The following is a 17,100-nucleotide window of genomic DNA, read 5'->3' on the forward strand; positions in this document are numbered from 1 at the left end:
CTACCACTCCGCCGCGATCTGTTCGCGGGATTGCGCGAGTTTGCGGAAGAAGATGACCGTGAACAGGATCGATAGCAGGATCGCGACATAGGCCATGGCATTGGCCATGCCCATCTTGGAATCGGCGTATCCGGTGCGCGCGATCAGCGTCCAGAGCACCTCGGTCCGTCGCGCCGGGCCGCCATCGGTCATGATCTTGATGATGTCATAGGCCCGCGCCACATCCAGCGAGCGGATGGTCATGGCGATGAAGGCGAAGGGCATCAGGAAGGGCCAGGTCACAAAGCGGAAGGTCTGCCAGGGCGTGCAGCCATCGACGCGCGCGGCCTCCAGCGGGTCGCGGGGCATGGCCATCAGCCCGGCCAGGATGAAGATCGCGAAAACCGAGGTCGAGGACCAGATCTCGGCCACGACGATCGAGAAGAAGGCCAGATGCTGGTCGATCAGCCAGGGGATCGCGCTATTGGTCAGCCCCAGCGATTGCAGGGCGTTGTTCACCAGCCCGACATTGTCGTTGAACATGAACTTGAACTGGAAGCCCACCAGCACCGGCGAGAACATCATCGGAAACATCAGCAGCGTGCGCAGGATGCGCTGCCCGCGGCTGGCGCGCTCGATCAGCAGGGCAAGACCGAGGCCGAGCAGCATTTCCAGGTTCAGCGCCACGGTCAGCAGCAGCACCGTGCGCCCGAAGGCCGACCAGAACTGGCCGTCGCCCATCAGCCGGGCATAGTTGCGCAGGCCGACGAAGTCATAGATCGAATCCGGCCGGGTCAGCCGGAACGGGGTCAGGCTGGACCAGAAGGACAGGATCAGCGGCAGGATCACCACCGCCAGCAGCACCAGAACCGCCGGCAGCAGCAGCAGGATATGCGGGGATAGACGCCAGGGTTTCATCGCGTTCCGCTTCTTGCGTTAGGGGATGAAGGGGGCCATCGCGGCCCCCTTTTCGGCGATCAGAGCTCGCCTGCGTCCTCAAGGACCTGCGTCGCTTCTTCGGCGGCGGCGTTCAGCGCATCCTCGACCGATTTGTCGCCAAGGATCGCGGCCTGAAGCTCGGGATAGACGACATTGGTGATCTCGATCCAGCTCGGCGTGCGCGGCACCGGATAGGCGCCCTGCGCGGCCACCTGGAAGGCGGCGAGCGCCTCGGCACGGTAAGGATCGCTGGCCGCTTCGGCGATGATGTGATCCCAGACCGCGTTGCGCGTCGGCAAGGGGCCGGCGCCGCTTTCCAGCTTCTGGCTGTCCTCGTTGGTCAGGAACCAGACCAGCGAGGCGGCGGCCTCGGGCGTGGCGCAATCCTCGGTCACGGAAAAGCCGTGGAAGCCCGACCAGCCGCTGCGCGCGCCCGAGGATCCCTTGGGCGGCGGGGCCACGCCGACATTGCCGGCGATCTTGCTGGAAGCCGGGTCGTTGAAGAAGCCCATCCAGCCCGGCCAGTCATGGTCGATGGCGACGGTGCCCGAGGCGAAGCCCTGCCCGAGATCGTCCCAGAGGTAATTCGGCACCCCGCTCGGCACCGCGCCGGCCTTGTAGAGATCGACGAACCATTGCAGCGTCGCCGCCCCGGCTTCCGAGTTGAAGGCGGGCTTGCCCTCGGCATCCAGAAACTCGCCGCCATTCGACAGCAGCATTTCATAGAAGCGCCCGGCGATGGCCTCTTCCTTGCCGGCATATTGGGTGCCGTAGAAATCCGGCGGGTTGGCGAAGAACTTCGCCTGATCGGCCAGTTGGTCCCAAGTGTAGGGCGGGGCCAGATCATAGCCGAGTTTTTCCTTGAAGGCGATCTTGTTTGCCTCATCCTCGTAAAGCGATTTCTGGTAATAGACCGCCGAGACATCGAACTGCGCCCGGGGCAGCATGACCAGCTTGTCTTCCAGCGTCGCCGCGTCCAGCGTGGCGGGCACGAAATCCGCCAGGGCCTCTGCCGGCAGAAGCGCGCGCAGATCGGCATAGATGCCGGGATATTGCGGCGCGAAGGACGAGTGGTTCGAGCCGACGCACCAGCCAAGCTGGCCGGTGGCGATGTCGGATTTGATTTCGCGATCCAGCTCGAAATGGTTTTTCTTCGAGATCACGTCGACCTTGGCGCCGGTCGCCGCCTCCCATTCGGCGATGCGGGCGTAGAGTGCCTCGTATTGCTGGCCGCCGATCAGCTTGGCCTGAACGGTCACGCCGTCGAACTTGCCGGGCAGGTCCTGCGCCATGACGCCGGTGGCGCCGACCAGAACCAGCGCGGTGGTGGTCAAGAGTTTCATGTCTTCCTCCCTTGAGCACCGGGTTGCCGCATGTTTGATCATGCATCAGTAAGTGCTCTGTTCATATACAAAGATGAATGCTAGTTTGTGTCAAGAACCTTCTGGAATGCTTGCAAATTTCGGCATTTATGAATTGGACAATTCATGGAGGAACGATGACCGAAGAGGATCGTTACCGTGCCCCGGCCTTGGACAAGGGGCTGGATATGCTGGAATTGCTGGCTGAAATCGACGGCGGGCTGACCCAGGCCGAGATTGCGAAAAGCCTCGGCCGGACCCCGAACGAGCTTTACCGGATGCTCGACCGTTTGCAGCGGCGCGGCTATGTCACCCGAATCGATGGCGACCGTTTCGCGCTGACGCTGAAGATGTTCGGCCTCGCGCAACTGCACGCGCCGACGCGGCGGCTGGTCAGCTATGCCACGCCCCTGATGCGAGATCTGGCCGGGCGCGCCCGGCAGGCGGTGCATCTGGCCGTCTTCGACCGGGGGCAGGTCGTCGTCGTCGCCCAGCAGGAGGCGCCGACCTATTGGGGGATCAGCATCCGCGTCGGTTCGCATATCGGGCTTTTCGATACCGGATCGGGCCATATCCTGCTGGCCTTCAACACGCCCGAGCGGCGCGAGATGATGCTGACCGAAAACCGTGCCGAAGCCGGTCGCACCGTGCCTCGGGCGCTGGCCGAACGCTTCAACCGCATCCGAGAGCAGGGCTATGAAAGCATGCCCTCGGCGCAGACGGCGGGGGTGTTCAACCTGTCGGCGCCGATCCTTGCCGGGGATGGCAATGCCATCGCGGCGCTGACCGTGCCTTACATTCCGCTGGTGAACGCAGCCGACGCGCCCGACATGTCCGATTGCACGCATCTGCTGGTCGAAACCTGCCAGAGACTGTCCGAAATGGCCGGCATGCGCGAGGAGAGCGCCTGAGAGAGCGAGGCGCAAGGGGAGGAGAGAGATGACCGCAATCATCGACACGCATCTGCACTTGGTGGACCGCAGCCGGTTGACCTATCCATGGCTGGCCGAAGCGCCGGCGCTGGACCGCGACTGGAGCCATGCCGAATACGCGGGTGAGGCCGCAGCCGCCGGAATTGCCCGCGCGCTTTACATGGAGGTCGATGTGGCCGGCGACATGATCGGTGCCGAGATCGACGTGATCGAGGCCCTGCCGCCGCGCACCGATACCCCCATCGCCGGCATCATCGCCGCCTGCCGGCCCGAGCAGGACGGCTTTGCCGCCGAGATCGAGCGGGCGCAGGACCGCGCCTCGGTCGTGGGCTTCCGGCGGGTGCTGCATGTGATGCCGGACGAGCTGTCGCAGACCGCGCTGTTTCGCGACAATATCCGCAGGCTCGGCCCCGCCGGGCTGCCCTTTGATCTGTGCGTGCAGGCGCGGCAATTGCCGCTGGCCACGGCGCTTGTCGATGCCGCGCCCGAAACGCAATTCGTGCTGGATCACTGCGGCGTGCCCGACATCGCCGGCGGGGCCTATGACGATTGGGCGCGCGATATCGCCGCGCTGGCGCTGCGCGACAATGTGGTGGCCAAGGTCTCGGGCCTGCCGGCCTATGCGGCCGAGGGCTGGACCGCCGCCGACCTGCGGCCATGGGTTCATCACGTCGCCGAATGTTTCGGCCTCGACCGGCTGGTCTGGGGCAGCGACTGGTTCGTCTGCACCCTGGGCGGCGGGCTGACGAAATGGGCCAGCGCCAGCCGGGCGCTGTTCGACATGGTCTCGGAGCAGGAGCGCGAGATGCTCTTCTCCGGCAATGCCGCCCGGATCTGGAACCTGCCGGGCTGATCCGGCTCAGCCGGCGGTGAAGGTGGCGGCGAAAAGCCGGCCCATATCGTCGATGGCCGCGCCGAAATCGCCATCCTTCAGCGCCTGCGCGATCCGTGCCGAGGCCGCGTCCTGAAACGGCATATAGCCGTCATGGCGCGGGCGCAGCACGGCCCCGGCCAGCGTGCGTGCGGTGCCGGAATAGAAGCCGCCGGCCTCGGCATCGACATTCGCGTCATGCCAGGCCTCGCCATGACCAACCTGCCCGCCAGAACCGGCATAGAGCCCGCGCTGAACCTCTGGACCGGCGACATGGCGGGCGAAGGCGATGGCGGCCTCGGGCTTGGTGGAAAAGGCCGACACCGCGATCCCGGTTCCGCCAAGCGCCGATCCCGCCACGCCTGCGCCGGGCCGGGTTTCGGCGATGTCATGGAAGGACAGGCGCTTGCCCGGCGCATCGCGGCGGGAATAGCTGACATAGCCATAGGCCAGCGGCACGCAGGCGATCTGGTCGCCCGCTGCCATCCGTTCATAGACCTCGATAGGGTCCCAGTCATAGCAGGCGGGATCGACAAGTGCGGCGAGTGCTGCCAGCCGTTCCAGCGCCGCGATCCCGGCCTTGCGGTCGACGAATTGGCCGGGGCCCTCGGTCCTGACCGGATGGCCGGCATTGGCCACCAGCGTCAGGAAAGACATCAGGATATGTGGCGCCCTGAGCGGGATCGCGACCCGGCCCGATTTCGCCAGGTCAAGCACCTCGTCCCAAGTCGCGGGCGCTTGCCCGATCAGGTCGGGCCGGATCGCCTGCACCTGGGTCGCGGCGTCGATCGGATAGGCCCATTGCTTCCCCTGCCAGACATAGCTGGGATAGGACAGCCCGACACTGGCCCGCGCGATCTCGGGCGCGTCGGGCAGGGGATGCAGGCAGCCCTCGGCGGTGATCTGGCCGACATGGGGGTGGTCGATGACGATCAGGTCGTATTCGCGGGCCAGCGTCTCGACCGGGTAGCTTTCGAAATCCTGCAGCGAGCGCTTGTCCCAATGGATGCCGACACCGGTATCGCGCTGCCATTCGGCCGAAACCGCGACCATCGGATCGTAGCCGCGCGGGTGGTTCCAGGTCATTCCCCTGAGCGTGGTCATAGCCCGAATTCCTTGCGGATCTGTTCCGTCTGATCGCCGACGCGGGGGGCTGCGCGCGCGTTCGCGGGGCGGCGCCCGTCCAGCGTCAGCGGCGAGCGTGTGGTCCTGATCCTCACGCCATCCTCGCGCGTGACCAGTTGCAGCATGTCCAGCCTGGCAAAGCCCTCGCTGGCCAGAAGCTCGGGCCAGTTCATGACCTCGGCGCACCAGATATCGGCGGGTTGCAGGATCGACAGCCAATGCGCGACCGTGCCGCTGGAAAGGCGCTCCGCCAACGCCTCCTTGATCTCGTCGCGGCGGCGGAAGCCGGCATCGGGCTGGCCCTCGGTCAGATCGGGCATGTCGAGCAGCGCGAACAGTCCCGGCAAGGGCGTCATCGCCAGCGCCAGATGGCCATCCTCGCAGGCATAGACGCCGTAGGGCGCCGACAGATAGGCATGGGCGCTGTTGCGCGCGGCCCGGCTGGGCAGGCGACGGCCATCGTTCAGATAGGTGGTCAGCACCTCGAATTGCAGGTCGATCAGGGCCTCCAGCAAGCTGGTCTCGACCAGCCGGCCACGCCCCGAGACGCCGCGCCCGACAAGCGCGGCCAGAATCCCCTGGCTCAGCGCCACGCCGGCCATCATGTCGGCCACGGCAAGGCCCATCGGCACCGGCCCCTGTCCGGCATCGCCGCTGAGCCAGGTCAGCCCGGAGCGCGCCTGTGCCAGCAGGTCCTGCCCCGGCAGCCCGACCCATGGGCCGGAGGTGCCGTAACCGCTGATCGAGCCATAGACGATGCGCGGATTGATCGCCTGCACCGCCGGCCAGTCCAGCCCCATCCGCGCCGCCACGCCGGGGCGGAAATTCTGGATCACCACATCGGCCTGCGCCAGCAGCCGTTTCAGCGCCGCCAGATCGCCCGCGTCCTTGAGGTCGAGCGCGATGCTTTCCTTGCCGCGATTGATGGCGTGAAAGATCGTGCTGTCGCCGCCGATCTCGGTATCGGACAGGTAAAGCTGGCGCGACAGGTCGCCTGCGCCTGGGCGTTCCACCTTGATCACCCGCGCGCCAAGGTCCGAGAGCCGCAGCGAACAATAGGGCCCGGACAGGAACTGGCTGAGGTCAACGACGACCAGCCCGGCCAGCGGCAGGTCCTGCGGATCCGGCGGCGCGGATGCGGATGAAAGATCTGCCACCGAAGGCCCTCCAGGTTTCCTTCCTCCGGGGCAGGTTATGAAATTCATAAATGGTTGGCAAGTTCATATATGAAGTTATCGGTGACGTGTCCTGCCGGCTGCCGGGCGGGGCGTGGCACTCAGGAATTTTCAATCAGGCTCGCCTCTTGTCGTAGAAATCATACGAAATGGTTTATTTGCTCGCTTGATGTGCGGCCTGACCCGGCATAAAAGGGCGCAAATTTGGCTGCTGGCAGATACGCGGCGGCCCCAAAGATCGGGTGTCCAGATGCAGGATATCGTTGTTTCCGTTCATATTCCGAAAACCGGCGGCACCAGTTTCCGGCGCATACTCGAAGACTGTTATGGTCGCGCGATCCTTGAGGATTACGATTGGCTGAAGCGACCGAAAGCACTGGCCGGCACCGATCTCGATGCCAGCGATGACCAGATCCGCGCCGCCCTGAAGGGTGTGCGCTGCATCCACGGCCATTTCCCGGCCCAGAAATACAAGCGCCTGCGCGAGATCGAGGGGATCCGCCCGATCTTCATCACATGGCTGCGCGACCCGGTGGAGCGTGCCGTGTCGGCCTATTATTTCCTGCGCGCCAACCCCTCGAACCAGCCGGTTGCGGACATGCCGCCCTGGGAACAGGGTGCCAAGACAATGAGTGCCGAGGAATTCCTGACCCAAACGAAATACGGTGCCAACCGACAGGCCGCGCAGTTGCGCAACATGCCGCTGGAAGGGTTCGACTTTATCGGCTGTACCGAGGCCTATGACGCGTCGATCGAGGTCTTCAACAAACTCTTTCGACCCGGCCGCCCGCTGCACAAAGTGCCTGTCGAACGCAAGAATCCCGACCGCAAGGGCGACCGCTACGACCTGACCCCGCGTGTCCGCAAGGCCCTGGTCGAGATGAACGGGCATGATTTCGCGCTGCACCGCTATGCGCAGGGCTGGGTGCAGGGGGCGCATCGCGTGTTGCGCCCGCTCTGATCCTCAGGGTTATCAGTGTATTAAAGGCTTCTCGACAAGCGCAGCGGGTCGTTAGTCCGTCCCAAGCGCCTTTGCCCGGTCGCGCAGGATGAATTTCTGGATCTTGCCGGTCGAGGTCTTCGGCAATTCGTCGAAGATCACCGTCCGGGGCGCCTTGAAATGGGCCATGTTCTGCCGGCAGAAGGCGATCAGCTCGGCCTCGGTCAGGTTGCGGCCCGGTTTCAGGGTGACGAAGGCGCAGGGCGTTTCGCCCCATTTTTCGTCCGGGCGGGCGACGATGGCCGCTTCCAGAACGTCGGGGTGGCGATAAAGCACGTCCTCGACCTCGACCGAGGAGATATTCTCGCCGCCCGAAATGATGATGTCCTTCAGCCGGTCCTTGATCTCGACATAGCCGTCGGGATGCATGACGCCAAGATCGCCCGAGGCGAACCAGCCGCCACGGAAGGCGGTATCGGTGGCGGTCGGGTTCTTCACATAGCCCTTCATGACATTATTGCCGCGCATGAAGATCTCGCCGATGGTCTGACCATCCGGCGGCACCGGCGCGAGCGTCTCGGCATCGGCGACCATCAGCCCGTCGAGAGCGATATTGCGCACCCCCTGCCGCGCCTTCAGCCGGGCCCGGCCCGCGCTGTCCAGCCCGTCCCATTTCGACTGCCAGGCACTGACCACCGAGGGGCCATAGGTCTCGGTCAACCCGTAGACCTGCGTCACCTCGACACCCATCGCCTCCATATTGGCGATGACGGCGGCAGGCGGGGGCGCGCCTGCGGTCATTACCTTCACCTCGTGGTCGAAATCCTTCAACTCGTCCGGGGCATTGACCAGCATCTGCAGGATGATCGGCGCGCCGCAGAAATGGCTGACCTTTTCGTCGCGGATCAGCTGGAAGACCGGCTCGGGCCGGACCGCGCGCAGGCAGACGCAGACGCCGGCATTGGCGGCGATGGTCCAGGGGAAGCACCAGCCGTTGCAATGGAACATCGGCAGCGTCCACAGATAGCGCGCATGATGCGCCATGCCCCAGGTGACGATATTCGACATCGCGTTCAGCATCGCGCCGCGATGGTGATAGACGACGCCCTTGGGATCGCCGGTCGTCCCTGAGGTGTAATTCAGGCTGATCGCATCCCATTCGCTTTCGGGCATGATCCAGTCGAATTCCGGGTCGCCCTCGGCGAGAAGCGCCTCATAGGTCAGCGCGCCGATCCTGTGACCGCCCTCGAAGCTTGAATCTTCGATATCGACGACCAGCAGGTCGGGAATATGGGCGATCCTGACGGCGCGTTCGGCGACCTCGGCGAATTCGGGATCGACCAGAAGCACCTTCGCCTCGGCATGGTTGAGGATGAAGGCCACGGCTTCCGCGTCGAGCCGGGTGTTGATCGTGTTCAGCACCGCGCCGGCCATGGGCACGCCGAAATGCGATTCGAACATTTCCGGGATATTGGCCGCGATCACCGAGACGGTATCGCCCTTCGAGATCCCCCGCGCCGCAAGCGCACTGGCCAGCCGCCGGGTGCGGGCATAGGTCTCGGCCCAGTTGCGGCGGATGTCGCCATGCACGACGGCAGGCAGATCGGGATAGATCGCAGCCGTCCGGGCGATGAAGGACAGGGGCGAAAGCTGCACGAAATTCGCCGGATTCGCCTCCAGCCCCTGATCGAAGATATTGGTTTGCGTGGCCATGTCGTCATCCCCTCCCCATTGGCGCTGGCGGGTCCGCCCCCGCCGCGGCGCCTTGTTGGCACAATACGCGTCCATTGTATCGCGGAATGCGCCGATAAGCTCATTAAGCCTGCCACCAGGACAAGCGGAATCATGGCGCGGTAATGGGCAGGCTTTCGCCTATTCGCCCTTTTCGGCCATCAGATCGACCTGCCGGGGCAAAAGTTCCTCGCCATGACCGCCTGCGACCAGCCGGGCCATGATCGCGCGCGTGGCCTCGGCGATCAGGTGCGGGCTGCCGACCTCCTCGGCCATGGCATTGTAATAGGTCAGGTCCTTGAGGCTGTTCGAGACGGTGAAGCGCAGCTGATCGACCGCGCCATCCAGCAGGAAGGGCGCCATCCGGTCGAGGCCCGCGCCATATCCGCCGCCGCGTTTCAGGCAATCGACCAGCACCGCGTCCGAAATCCCCGCCGCGCGGGCGCAGGCGGCAGCTTCGGCGATCAGCGTGACCGAACCGAGCGAGACGAAGTTGTGCAGCAGCTTCAGACGGTGGCCGGAACTGACCGGCCCGGCATAGAAGCGGTTCTCCGAAAAGGTTTCCAGCATCGGGGTGATGCGCGCGACGATCTCGGGCGCACCGCCGATCAGCAGGTTCAGCCGGCCCTCGGCGGCCTCCTTCGGGGTCCGGGTCATGGCGGCATCGACGAAATGGGCACCGCGCGCCTCGACCAGCCCGGCAAGCGCCAGCGTCGATTCCGGGATCGCGGTCGAACAATCGACGACCACCATGCCGGGGCGCAGCGCCGCCAGCAGATTGCCCGATCCGGTCAGGACATCCTCGACCTGCGGGGTGCCGGTGACGCAGAGCAGCAGGATATCGCATTCCGCCGCAAGCCCCGCCACATCGTCGAAGGCCTGCGCGCCGGCTTCCAGCAGGTCGTCGCTCGGCTGGTTGCCGGGATGGCTGAGATAGCCGAGCGGCCAGCCCTTGGCGACGATGTTCAGCGCGATGCCATGCCCCATCAGCCCGACGCCGATCACTCCGATCCGTTCCATGCCTGTGCTCTCCATCTTCCCGATCCGGTTTGGTTACAGCCCGCGTGTCAGGTAAAGACTGATCGCGGGGATATAGGTAATCAGCAGCAGCGCCAGCACCACCGTCGCCAGCGGCATCAGCAGGGACCGGAACATGCGCTGCACCGGGATCTGCGCCACCGATGCGGCGGCGAACAGGTTCACGCCAAGCGGCGGGGTGATCATCCCCATGGCCAGGTTCACGATCATCACCACGCCGAAATGCACCGGGTCGATGCCGTAACCGATGGCGATGGGGGCCAGCACCGGGCCCAGCACGAGGATCGCGGCCGAGGTCTCGATGAACATGCCGACAGCGAACAGCAGCAGATTGATCGCCAGCAGGAATTGCCACTGGCTGGTGAAATTGCCCTCGGCCCAGGTGCCGATGATGCGCGGCAGGCCCGACAGGTTGACGAGGAAGGACAGAAGCCCCGCCGTGCCGATGATCAGCATGATCGCGGCGGTCGAGACGGCGGCGGTGCGGAAGATGCCGGGCAGGTCGGCGGGGCGGATCTCTCGATAGACGAACATGCCGACCAGCAGGGCATAGCCCACGGCGACGGCGGCGGCCTCGGTCGGGGTGAAGACGCCGCCGTAGATCCCGCCGAGGATGATGACCGGCAGCATCAGCGCCCAGAAGGCGCGATAGGTGCTGGTCAGGATCGACAGGCGCGCATCGCCATCCTGCTTGCCATGGCCGCGCATCCGGCACCAGATCTGGACCATGCCGACCAGCAGGGCCGCAATCAGGATGCCCGGCCCGATCCCGGCCATGAACAGCTTGGTGACCGAGGTCTCGGTCGAGACGGCATAGATGATCATCGGCACCGAGGGCGGGATGATCACGCCCAGCTCCGCCGAGGAGGCCTGAATGGTCGCGGCCATCGGCGTCGGATAGCCATGCGCGACCATGGCCGGGATCAGGATCGCCCCGATCGCATAGGTGGTAGCGACCGAGGAGCCCGAGATCGCGGCGAAGATCATGCAGGTCACGACGCAGGTGCTGGCCAGCCCGCCCTGCATCCCGCCGATCAGCGATTTGGCGAAATCGACCAGCCGGGCCGAGACGCCGCCGCGCGACATCAGGTTGCCGGCAAGGATGAAGAAGGGCACCGCCAGCAGCGGAAAGCTGTCGAGGCTGGTGAAGATCTTCTGCGGCACCACCAGAAGCGGCATGGAGGAGAAGAAGCTGATCCCGAACATCGCCGACAGGCCGATGGCCACTGCGACCGGCACCGACAGGCCAAAGAGGATGATCAGGCAGGCGGCAATGGCGGCGTTCATGCGGCCTCCTCGCGGTCGTCGGGCCGCTCGGGCGGGTCGAGATGGCCAAGGATCACGCCGGGGATCGCCAGCAGGCAGCCGACCGGGATGGCGGCGTAAAGCCAGCTCATCGAGACGCCGAGCATGGCGACCTGCTGGTTCTGCACCCGCAAGGTCATCAGCACGCCATACCAGCCGAGCACGACCAGAAACAGCAGCGTCAGCCCGGTCACCAGGGCCATGACCGCGCGACGCGCGCCGTCGGGCAGGATGCTGCGGATGAATTCCAGCGAGATCATCGCCCCGGTGCGAAAGCCCACGCCCACGGCGATGAAGACCATCCAGATCACCGTCGCGCGCGAGGCGACCTCGGACCAGCCCGAGGCGCTGCCGAGCACGAAGCGCGTGAACACCTGATAGATCACCAGCACCGAGGCCACCGCCAGCAGAAGAGCCGCGATATTATGGGTCAGGGCCATCAGCCACTCGGCCGCCTTTCGCGCCGATCTCAACATGGGTTCCTCCTTGGCCGGGCGGGTCGCGCGTTCGGTCGCGCTGTCATGCAGCCCCGGCTTGCTGGCCTTCATCTCAAGTTCAACGGAATTTGTCACCCTCTGAAACGGCAGGCCCCGGCGCGGGTATGGGCATCGCGTCTCGCTTCGGCTATCCCGCTTCGGGCAAGACCTGCTGCCATCGAAGGGGGAAAATCACATGAACATCCAACAATCGCTCTGGTTCGATCCGACCATGATCTTCATCGGCGGCGAGTGGCAGGCGCCCGGCAATCCGGCGACGATCCCGGTCGAAAACCCCTCGACCGGCGCGGTGATCGGTGCCATCGGTCAGGGGACGGCGGCGGATGTCGACAAGGCCGTTGCTGCCGCGGAACTGGCGCTGGCGGGCGAATGGGGCCGGACCCCGGCGCTGGAACGCGGCCGGATCCTGACCCGGATGGCAAGGCTGGTGATGGAGCGGGCCGAGGAACTCGCGTTCCTCGAATCCACCGATGTCGGCAAGCCGATGAAACAGGCCCGCAACGATTCCATCGCGCTGGCGCGTTATCTCGAATTCTACGGCGGTGCCGCCGACAAGCTGCATGGCACGACCATCCCTTATCAGGAAGGTTTCACCGTCTATACCCTGCGCGAACCGCATGGTGTCACTGCCCATATCATCCCCTGGAACTACCCGATGCAGATCCTCGGGCGTTCGGTCGGGGCGGCGCTGGCGATGGGCAATGCCTGCGTGTTGAAACCGGCCGAGGATGCCTCGCTGTCCTCGCTTGCCTTCGCGGCGCTTGCCGCCGAAGCCGGGCTGCCGGCGGGCGCGCTGAACGTGGTCACCGGCTACGGGGCCGAGGTCGGGGCGGCTTTGTCGGCGCATCCGGGGGTGGATCATGTCTCCTTCACCGGATCGGTCATGACCGGGCGGCATATCCAAGAGGCGGCGGCCAGGAATGTCGTGCCGGTGACGCTGGAACTGGGCGGAAAATCCCCGCATATCGTCTTCGACGATGTCGATCTGGAAGCGGCGCTGCCGACGCTTGTCGGGGCCTGCGTGCAGGGGGCCGGGCAGACCTGTTCGGCGGCATCGCGGGTGCTGGTGCAGCGCGGCATCTATGACGAGGTCCGCCGGCGCATGGCCGAGGTCTATGCCGGGCTGGAAGTCGGCCCCGCGCCCGATAACCGCGATCTCGGTCCGCTGGTTTCGGCCAAGCAGAAGAAGATCGTCTCGGATTATATCGCGCTCGGCAAACGCGACCTGACCGTGGCGGCGGAAGGCACGATCCTTCCCGATGCGCCAAAGGCCGGGCATTACGTCGCGCCCATCCTTTTCGCCGAGGTGCCCCCCGATCACCGGCTTGCGCAGGAAGAGGTCTTCGGCCCGGTGCAGGTCCTGATCCCCTTCGAGGACGAGGCCGAGGCGCTGCGGATCGCCAATGGCACCGAATACGGGCTGGTTGCGGGTCTGTGGACCCGCGACGGCGCGCGGCAGATGCGCATGGCGCGCAAGCTGAATGTGGGTCAGGTCTTCATCAACAATTACGGCGCCGGCGGCGGGATCGAACTGCCCTTCGGCGGGGTCGGCAAATCCGGCCATGGCCGCGAAAAGGGGTTCGAGGCGCTTTACGGCTTCTCGCGCCTGAAAACCGTCACCGCCCAGCACGGATAGCTGCGACGCCGATTGATGTGCTGCCGCTTGCAGCGGATCGCAAGGCGGTTAGGTTGATCCACAGGAAACCATTCACGCAAGGAGCACCAATGCCCCGGATTCTCGGACTGTCTGGCAGCCTGCGCAAGGCGTCGTTCAATGCGGGGCTTCTGCGCGCCGCCCGCGATCTGGCACCCGAAGGGGCCGTGATCGAGATCGGCGATATCCATCAGGTGCCGCTTTACAATGCCGACGAGGAAGCCGCCCATGGCCTGCCCGCCCCGGTCCAGAAGCTGCAATCGCAGCTGGATGCGGCGGATGGCCTGCTGCTGGTGACGCCGGAATACAACAATGGCGTGCCGGGCGTGTTCAAGAACGCCATCGACTGGATGTCGCGCGGGTCGGGGCTCAAGATGTTCGCGGGCAAGCCGGTCATGCTGATCGGCGCCTCGCCGGGCGGCTTCGGCACCATCCTGTCACAGAACGGCTGGCTGCCGATCCTGCGCACGCTCAAGACCGAGCTGTGGGAGGGCCGGATGCTGGTTTCGCGCGCCGGGCAATTGTTCGACGATCAGGGCAATCTGACCGACGACAAGAACCGCGAGGCCCTGCGCGATCTGGTCGCCGGATTTGCCGGCAGTCTTTAGGCGACGCGCTGCCAGCGGCTGACCTGCGGGCGGCCGTCCAGCAGCGCCACCCCGCGTCCGAAGCCGGACCCGGCGCCGGTGATGAGGACGGTCTTGCTCATGCCATCTCCTCCGCCATCCATTCGGTTGCCGCGTCCAGATCGGCCTGTGCCAACTCGTGCCCGGCCTCGATCAGCCGCGCGTCCAGATCGGCGCCGCCCGCCACCAGCGCCTGTTCCAGCGCCGGGGCCATGCGGTTGAACGGGTCGCGAAGCCCCGAGAGCATCAGCACCCTTGTGCCGGCAAGATCGGCGGCCGGTGGGTTTTCCAGCGCCTGCACCGGGCGCAGCAGGATGGCGCGGCGGACCACACCGGGGTGAAGCTGCATGATCGCGCCCAGCAGGTTCGCGCCATTGGAATAGCCGAGGAAACCGATCCGGTCCGCATCCAGCCCGTAACCCCTGATCGCGCCCGCCATGAAAGCCGCGAAAGCCTCGGCTTCCGCTGCAATATCGGCCTGATCGTAGGTCACCGCGTCGAAGCGGCGGAACCAGCGGTTGATGCCTTCCTCGGTCGAGCGGCCGCGCAGGCCCAGAAGCGTGGCGCGCGGGTTCAGTTTCGCGGCCAGCGGCATCAGGTCGGTCTCGTTGCCGCCGGTGCCGTGCAGCAGCACGATCACGCTGCCGTCGGGGTCGTCCGGCGTATGAAAGCGGTGGATGAAGGGCAGGTCGCGCATCGGCATCCTTTCCTCGCCCGGTCGGGCGAATTGCGGCAGCATGAGTTTCAGATCGGCGGCACGCGCGGCATCGCCGGGCGGGATCATCAGGGTCTCGCCCAGATGCTCCGGCGGCTCGTCGACGGTGAAGCCGGGGGCGTCGGTTGCATATTCGAACAGGGTTCCGGCAGGCTCGCGGACATAAAGCGACAGGAAATACTTGCGGTCATGAACGTTGGTGGCGCTGTCCACATCCTTCAGCGCCAGTCGCATCCGGCGCACGGCATCGACATCCGGCGCCCGGAAGGCGACGTGATCGAAGATCGAGGTTCCGGGGATGCCCGGAAAATAGCCGCGCGCATCGCGGATATCGACCGCATCCCTGTCCGAGACCATGCGGCGGCTGTTGCCCTCGGTCCGGTCGGGGCGATAGCCGAAGCGGGCGGTGAATGCCGCCGTCGCCTCGGGGTCGTCGGTCAGGATGGTGACGCCGCGGATGCGGGTGGGGGCCGCCGGGTCGGGCAGTGGCGCGGTCGCGGGCAGGTCGATGCCGACCAGCTTGACGATGATCCCGTCGGGATCCTTCAGGCGCAGCACGGTTTCGCCGAATTCCCGCGTCGGGCCTTCGACCGGGACATGCGCGGCCATGGCGCGTTGCAGCCAGTCGCCGATGCTTTCGGGCGGGACGGCAAAGGCGATTTCGCTGACCTGACCCAGCCCGGTGCGGCCGGGTGCGCCGGCCTCCCAGACCAGGAAGGTGACGATACTGCCGGGGCTGCCGGCGGCATCGCCATAGAACAGGTGCAACTGCTCGGCATCCTCGTAACCGCCGGTCTGCTTGACCAGCCTGAGACCCAGGAAGCCGGCATAGAAATCGACATTGTCCTGCACCCGCCGGGTGATGGCGGTGACGTGATGGATGCCGGCGGTCATTTTCCCGCTTCCCGTGCCAGCACCCGTTGCACCGCCGGATCGGCGGCCAGCCGGTCATGCAGCGCCTGCACATGCGGATAGGGGGCAAGGCCACCCGGCAGCAGCTTTATCGCCCAACGGATCATCGGGAAGGCATAGGCGTCGATGACCGAGCGGGTGCCGCGCCCCGCGCCCAGCACCCAGTCGCGCCCGTCGAGATGGGTGTCGAGGATGCCGAGCTGTCTGGCCACCAGCTTCTGCCCGGCCTCGACCACCGCCGTCTTCGCGGCCTCGTCCGGGTCGGTCGTATAGCGGAAGGGCATGAAGATCGGCCAGAAGGCGGCATGCAGATCGCTGGTGAAGAAGGCCGACCAGCGATGCGCCTCGGCCTTCTCGCGCAGGGTCTCGCCGCCGGACAGCCCGGCCTCGGGGTGTTTCTGCGCCAGGTAATCGAGGATCGCGCCGGCCTGGGTCAGCAGCCAGCCATCCTCCTCGCGCAGCGTCGGCACCGCGCCGGCCGGGTTCACCGCCAGCAATTCCTTCGATCCGAACTGGACCTTCACCGCCTCATAGGGCGCGCCGATCCATTCCAGCACGATATGCGGGGCCAGAGAGCAGGCGCCAGTGGCGTAATAGAGCGTGGTCATGAAAGCACCTCGAATGATGTTGGGCCGGGAATTTCCTGCCCCAGACGAAAGCGCTTCCCCGGTCAGAGTCAATGTCGCGCCCGCCGAACGCCGGGTTTCGATTGACCGCACATGGTCCGAAAAGCCGGCACCCAAATATGATTATTGACAATAATGATTATGATGGATAATCATATTTGGAGGGAGAGAATCGCATGATCGCATCGAACGAATTGCGCGCGGCGCCGGGTGCCGAGGATCCGGCAGCCACCATCACCGACAGCATGGCGGCAGAGCTTGTGGGCTATAACCTCAAGCGCAGCTACCTCGTTGTGCGCAATGCCGCGCAGGAGGTGCTGGAACCGATGGGCCTCAAGGTCGTGTCGATGACGGCGCTGTCGCTGATCGTCGACAATCCGGGCATCGCGCCGTCGCAGATCGCCGATACGCTGCAGATGGAGCGGCCCAATATCGTCGTCATCATCGACGAGCTGGAAACGCGGCAGCTGATTTCCCGCGCGCGCTCCAAGCTGGATCGCCGCCGTTTCGCGCTGACCGCGACCGTGCGGGGCCGGCGGTTGCGCGACCAGGCGTCCGCATCGGTCGCCAAAGCCGAATATGCCGCACTCGGCGCGCTGAGCGATACCGAGATTGCCCAGTTGCTGGATCTGCTGCGCCGCATTCGCGGCGCTAAAGACTAACGGAAACCCCGC

At 65.5% G+C, this 17,100-nt stretch carries 16 protein-coding genes; 6 read left to right on the top strand and 10 right to left on the bottom strand.

Features of this window, described 5'->3' with window-relative positions; genetic code table 11:
- On the bottom strand, window positions 1-897 hold the full coding sequence (locus Q0330_RS04535; protein WP_299475075.1) for a sugar ABC transporter permease: 897 nt from the start codon (window positions 895-897) through the stop codon (window positions 1-3).
- A 59-nt stretch (window positions 898-956) separates the two neighbouring features.
- Entirely contained in the window at window positions 957-2,261 is a 1,305-nt protein-coding gene (locus Q0330_RS04540) for a sugar ABC transporter substrate-binding protein (RefSeq protein ID WP_299475078.1), read from the bottom strand.
- 155 nt (window positions 2,262-2,416) lie between these two features.
- Between Q0330_RS04540 and Q0330_RS04545 the strand changes: the two genes are divergently transcribed.
- Together Q0330_RS04545 and Q0330_RS04550 are read left to right on the top strand one after the other, a co-directional pair.
- Window positions 2,417-3,190: an IclR family transcriptional regulator gene (locus Q0330_RS04545; RefSeq protein ID WP_299475081.1), complete on the top strand. Its 774-nt coding sequence runs from the start codon at window positions 2,417-2,419 to the stop codon at window positions 3,188-3,190.
- Between the two features lie 28 nt (window positions 3,191-3,218).
- A complete protein-coding gene (locus tag Q0330_RS04550) occupies window positions 3,219-4,064 on the top strand; it encodes an amidohydrolase (RefSeq protein ID WP_299475084.1) in 846 nt (281 codons plus the stop codon).
- 6 nt (window positions 4,065-4,070) lie between these two features.
- Here the strand turns inward: Q0330_RS04550 and Q0330_RS04555 are convergent, their stop codons facing one another.
- Both Q0330_RS04555 and Q0330_RS04560 read right to left on the bottom strand, forming a co-directional pair.
- Window positions 4,071-5,186: an extracellular solute-binding protein gene (locus tag Q0330_RS04555; protein ID WP_299475087.1), complete on the bottom strand. Its 1,116-nt coding sequence runs from the start codon at window positions 5,184-5,186 to the stop codon at window positions 4,071-4,073.
- Window positions 5,183-6,364: a CaiB/BaiF CoA-transferase family protein gene (locus Q0330_RS04560; protein WP_299475090.1), complete on the bottom strand. Its 1,182-nt coding sequence runs from the start codon at window positions 6,362-6,364 to the stop codon at window positions 5,183-5,185. Before Q0330_RS04560 ends, Q0330_RS04555 begins: the two co-directional genes overlap by 4 nt.
- Window positions 6,365-6,632: 268 nt before the next feature.
- Here Q0330_RS04560 and Q0330_RS04565 point away from each other — a divergent pair, with 268 nt between their 5' ends.
- On the top strand, window positions 6,633-7,343 hold the full coding sequence (locus tag Q0330_RS04565; RefSeq protein ID WP_299475093.1) for a sulfotransferase family 2 domain-containing protein: 711 nt from the start codon (window positions 6,633-6,635) through the stop codon (window positions 7,341-7,343).
- 51 nt (window positions 7,344-7,394) lie between these two features.
- Here Q0330_RS04565 and Q0330_RS04570 read toward each other — a convergent pair whose 3' ends face one another.
- The 4 genes from Q0330_RS04570 to Q0330_RS04585 all read right to left on the bottom strand — a co-directional run bounded on the left by Q0330_RS04570 (window position 7,395) and on the right by Q0330_RS04585 (window position 11,944).
- Window positions 7,395-9,035: an acyl-CoA synthetase gene (locus tag Q0330_RS04570; RefSeq protein ID WP_299475096.1), complete on the bottom strand. Its 1,641-nt coding sequence runs from the start codon at window positions 9,033-9,035 to the stop codon at window positions 7,395-7,397.
- A gap of 159 nt (window positions 9,036-9,194) precedes the next feature.
- Window positions 9,195-10,073, bottom strand: a complete 879-nt coding sequence (locus Q0330_RS04575; protein ID WP_299475099.1) for an NAD(P)-dependent oxidoreductase — start codon at window positions 10,071-10,073, stop codon at window positions 9,195-9,197.
- Window positions 10,074-10,106: 33 nt separating this feature from the next.
- Window positions 10,107-11,378, bottom strand: a complete 1,272-nt coding sequence (locus Q0330_RS04580; RefSeq protein ID WP_299475103.1) for a TRAP transporter large permease — start codon at window positions 11,376-11,378, stop codon at window positions 10,107-10,109.
- Window positions 11,375-11,944 carry a TRAP transporter small permease gene (locus Q0330_RS04585; protein ID WP_299475106.1) on the bottom strand — a complete coding sequence of 190 codons (570 nt, stop codon included), beginning with the start codon at window positions 11,942-11,944 and terminating at the stop codon, window positions 11,375-11,377. The genes Q0330_RS04580 and Q0330_RS04585 overlap by 4 nt, the downstream gene beginning before the upstream one ends.
- A 124-nt stretch (window positions 11,945-12,068) precedes the next feature.
- Here Q0330_RS04585 and Q0330_RS04590 point away from each other — a divergent pair, with 124 nt between their 5' ends.
- Complete coding sequence (locus Q0330_RS04590) at window positions 12,069-13,529, top strand: aldehyde dehydrogenase family protein (RefSeq protein ID WP_299475109.1); 1,461 nt, start codon at window positions 12,069-12,071, stop codon at window positions 13,527-13,529.
- An 89-nt stretch (window positions 13,530-13,618) separates the two neighbouring features.
- Window positions 13,619-14,155 carry an NADPH-dependent FMN reductase gene (locus tag Q0330_RS04595; protein WP_299475112.1) on the top strand — a complete coding sequence of 179 codons (537 nt, stop codon included), beginning with the start codon at window positions 13,619-13,621 and terminating at the stop codon, window positions 14,153-14,155.
- 97 nt (window positions 14,156-14,252) lie between these two features.
- Here Q0330_RS04595 and Q0330_RS04600 read toward each other — a convergent pair whose 3' ends face one another.
- Together Q0330_RS04600 and Q0330_RS04605 are read right to left on the bottom strand one after the other, a co-directional pair.
- Window positions 14,253-15,782 carry a VOC family protein gene (locus Q0330_RS04600; protein WP_299475115.1) on the bottom strand — a complete coding sequence of 510 codons (1,530 nt, stop codon included), beginning with the start codon at window positions 15,780-15,782 and terminating at the stop codon, window positions 14,253-14,255.
- Window positions 15,779-16,408, bottom strand: a complete 630-nt coding sequence (locus Q0330_RS04605; protein WP_299475117.1) for a glutathione S-transferase family protein — start codon at window positions 16,406-16,408, stop codon at window positions 15,779-15,781. The genes Q0330_RS04600 and Q0330_RS04605 overlap by 4 nt, the downstream gene beginning before the upstream one ends.
- A 194-nt stretch (window positions 16,409-16,602) precedes the next feature.
- On the opposite strand from Q0330_RS04605, the gene Q0330_RS04610 reads away from it, so the two are divergent.
- Window positions 16,603-17,088, top strand: a complete 486-nt coding sequence (locus Q0330_RS04610; RefSeq protein WP_299475120.1) for a MarR family transcriptional regulator — start codon at window positions 16,603-16,605, stop codon at window positions 17,086-17,088.
- The last annotated feature ends 12 nt before the right edge of the window (window positions 17,089-17,100 follow it).

It is taken from the genome of uncultured Paracoccus sp., from assembly GCF_937873615.1.
GTDB lineage: Bacteria > Pseudomonadota > Alphaproteobacteria > Rhodobacterales > Rhodobacteraceae > Paracoccus.

What these genes read in the sequence shown, in the direction of transcription:
- Q0330_RS04550 (WP_299475084.1), top strand. Translation starts at nt 3,219, where the DNA reads ATGACCGCAATCATCGACACGCATCTGCACTTGGTGGACCGCAGCCGG.
- Q0330_RS04610 (WP_299475120.1), top strand. Translation starts at nt 16,603, where the DNA reads ATGATCGCATCGAACGAATTGCGCGCGGCGCCGGGTGCCGAGGATCCG.
- Q0330_RS04590 (WP_299475109.1), top strand. Translation starts at nt 12,069, where the DNA reads ATGAACATCCAACAATCGCTCTGGTTCGATCCGACCATGATCTTCATC.
- Q0330_RS04565 (WP_299475093.1), top strand. Translation starts at nt 6,633, where the DNA reads ATGCAGGATATCGTTGTTTCCGTTCATATTCCGAAAACCGGCGGCACC.
- Q0330_RS04600 (WP_299475115.1), bottom strand. Translation starts at nt 15,782, where the DNA reads ATGACCGCCGGCATCCATCACGTCACCGCCATCACCCGGCGGGTGCAG.
- Q0330_RS04575 (WP_299475099.1), bottom strand. Translation starts at nt 10,073, where the DNA reads ATGGAACGGATCGGAGTGATCGGCGTCGGGCTGATGGGGCATGGCATC.
- Q0330_RS04555 (WP_299475087.1), bottom strand. Translation starts at nt 5,186, where the DNA reads ATGACCACGCTCAGGGGAATGACCTGGAACCACCCGCGCGGCTACGAT.
- Q0330_RS04580 (WP_299475103.1), bottom strand. Translation starts at nt 11,378, where the DNA reads ATGAACGCCGCCATTGCCGCCTGCCTGATCATCCTCTTTGGCCTGTCG.
- Q0330_RS04585 (WP_299475106.1), bottom strand. Translation starts at nt 11,944, where the DNA reads ATGAAGGCCAGCAAGCCGGGGCTGCATGACAGCGCGACCGAACGCGCG.
- Q0330_RS04570 (WP_299475096.1), bottom strand. Translation starts at nt 9,035, where the DNA reads ATGGCCACGCAAACCAATATCTTCGATCAGGGGCTGGAGGCGAATCCG.
- Q0330_RS04595 (WP_299475112.1), top strand. Translation starts at nt 13,619, where the DNA reads ATGCCCCGGATTCTCGGACTGTCTGGCAGCCTGCGCAAGGCGTCGTTC.
- Q0330_RS04605 (WP_299475117.1), bottom strand. Translation starts at nt 16,408, where the DNA reads ATGACCACGCTCTATTACGCCACTGGCGCCTGCTCTCTGGCCCCGCAT.
- Q0330_RS04535 (WP_299475075.1), bottom strand. Translation starts at nt 897, where the DNA reads ATGAAACCCTGGCGTCTATCCCCGCATATCCTGCTGCTGCTGCCGGCG.
- Q0330_RS04540 (WP_299475078.1), bottom strand. Translation starts at nt 2,261, where the DNA reads ATGAAACTCTTGACCACCACCGCGCTGGTTCTGGTCGGCGCCACCGGC.
- Q0330_RS04545 (WP_299475081.1), top strand. Translation starts at nt 2,417, where the DNA reads ATGACCGAAGAGGATCGTTACCGTGCCCCGGCCTTGGACAAGGGGCTG.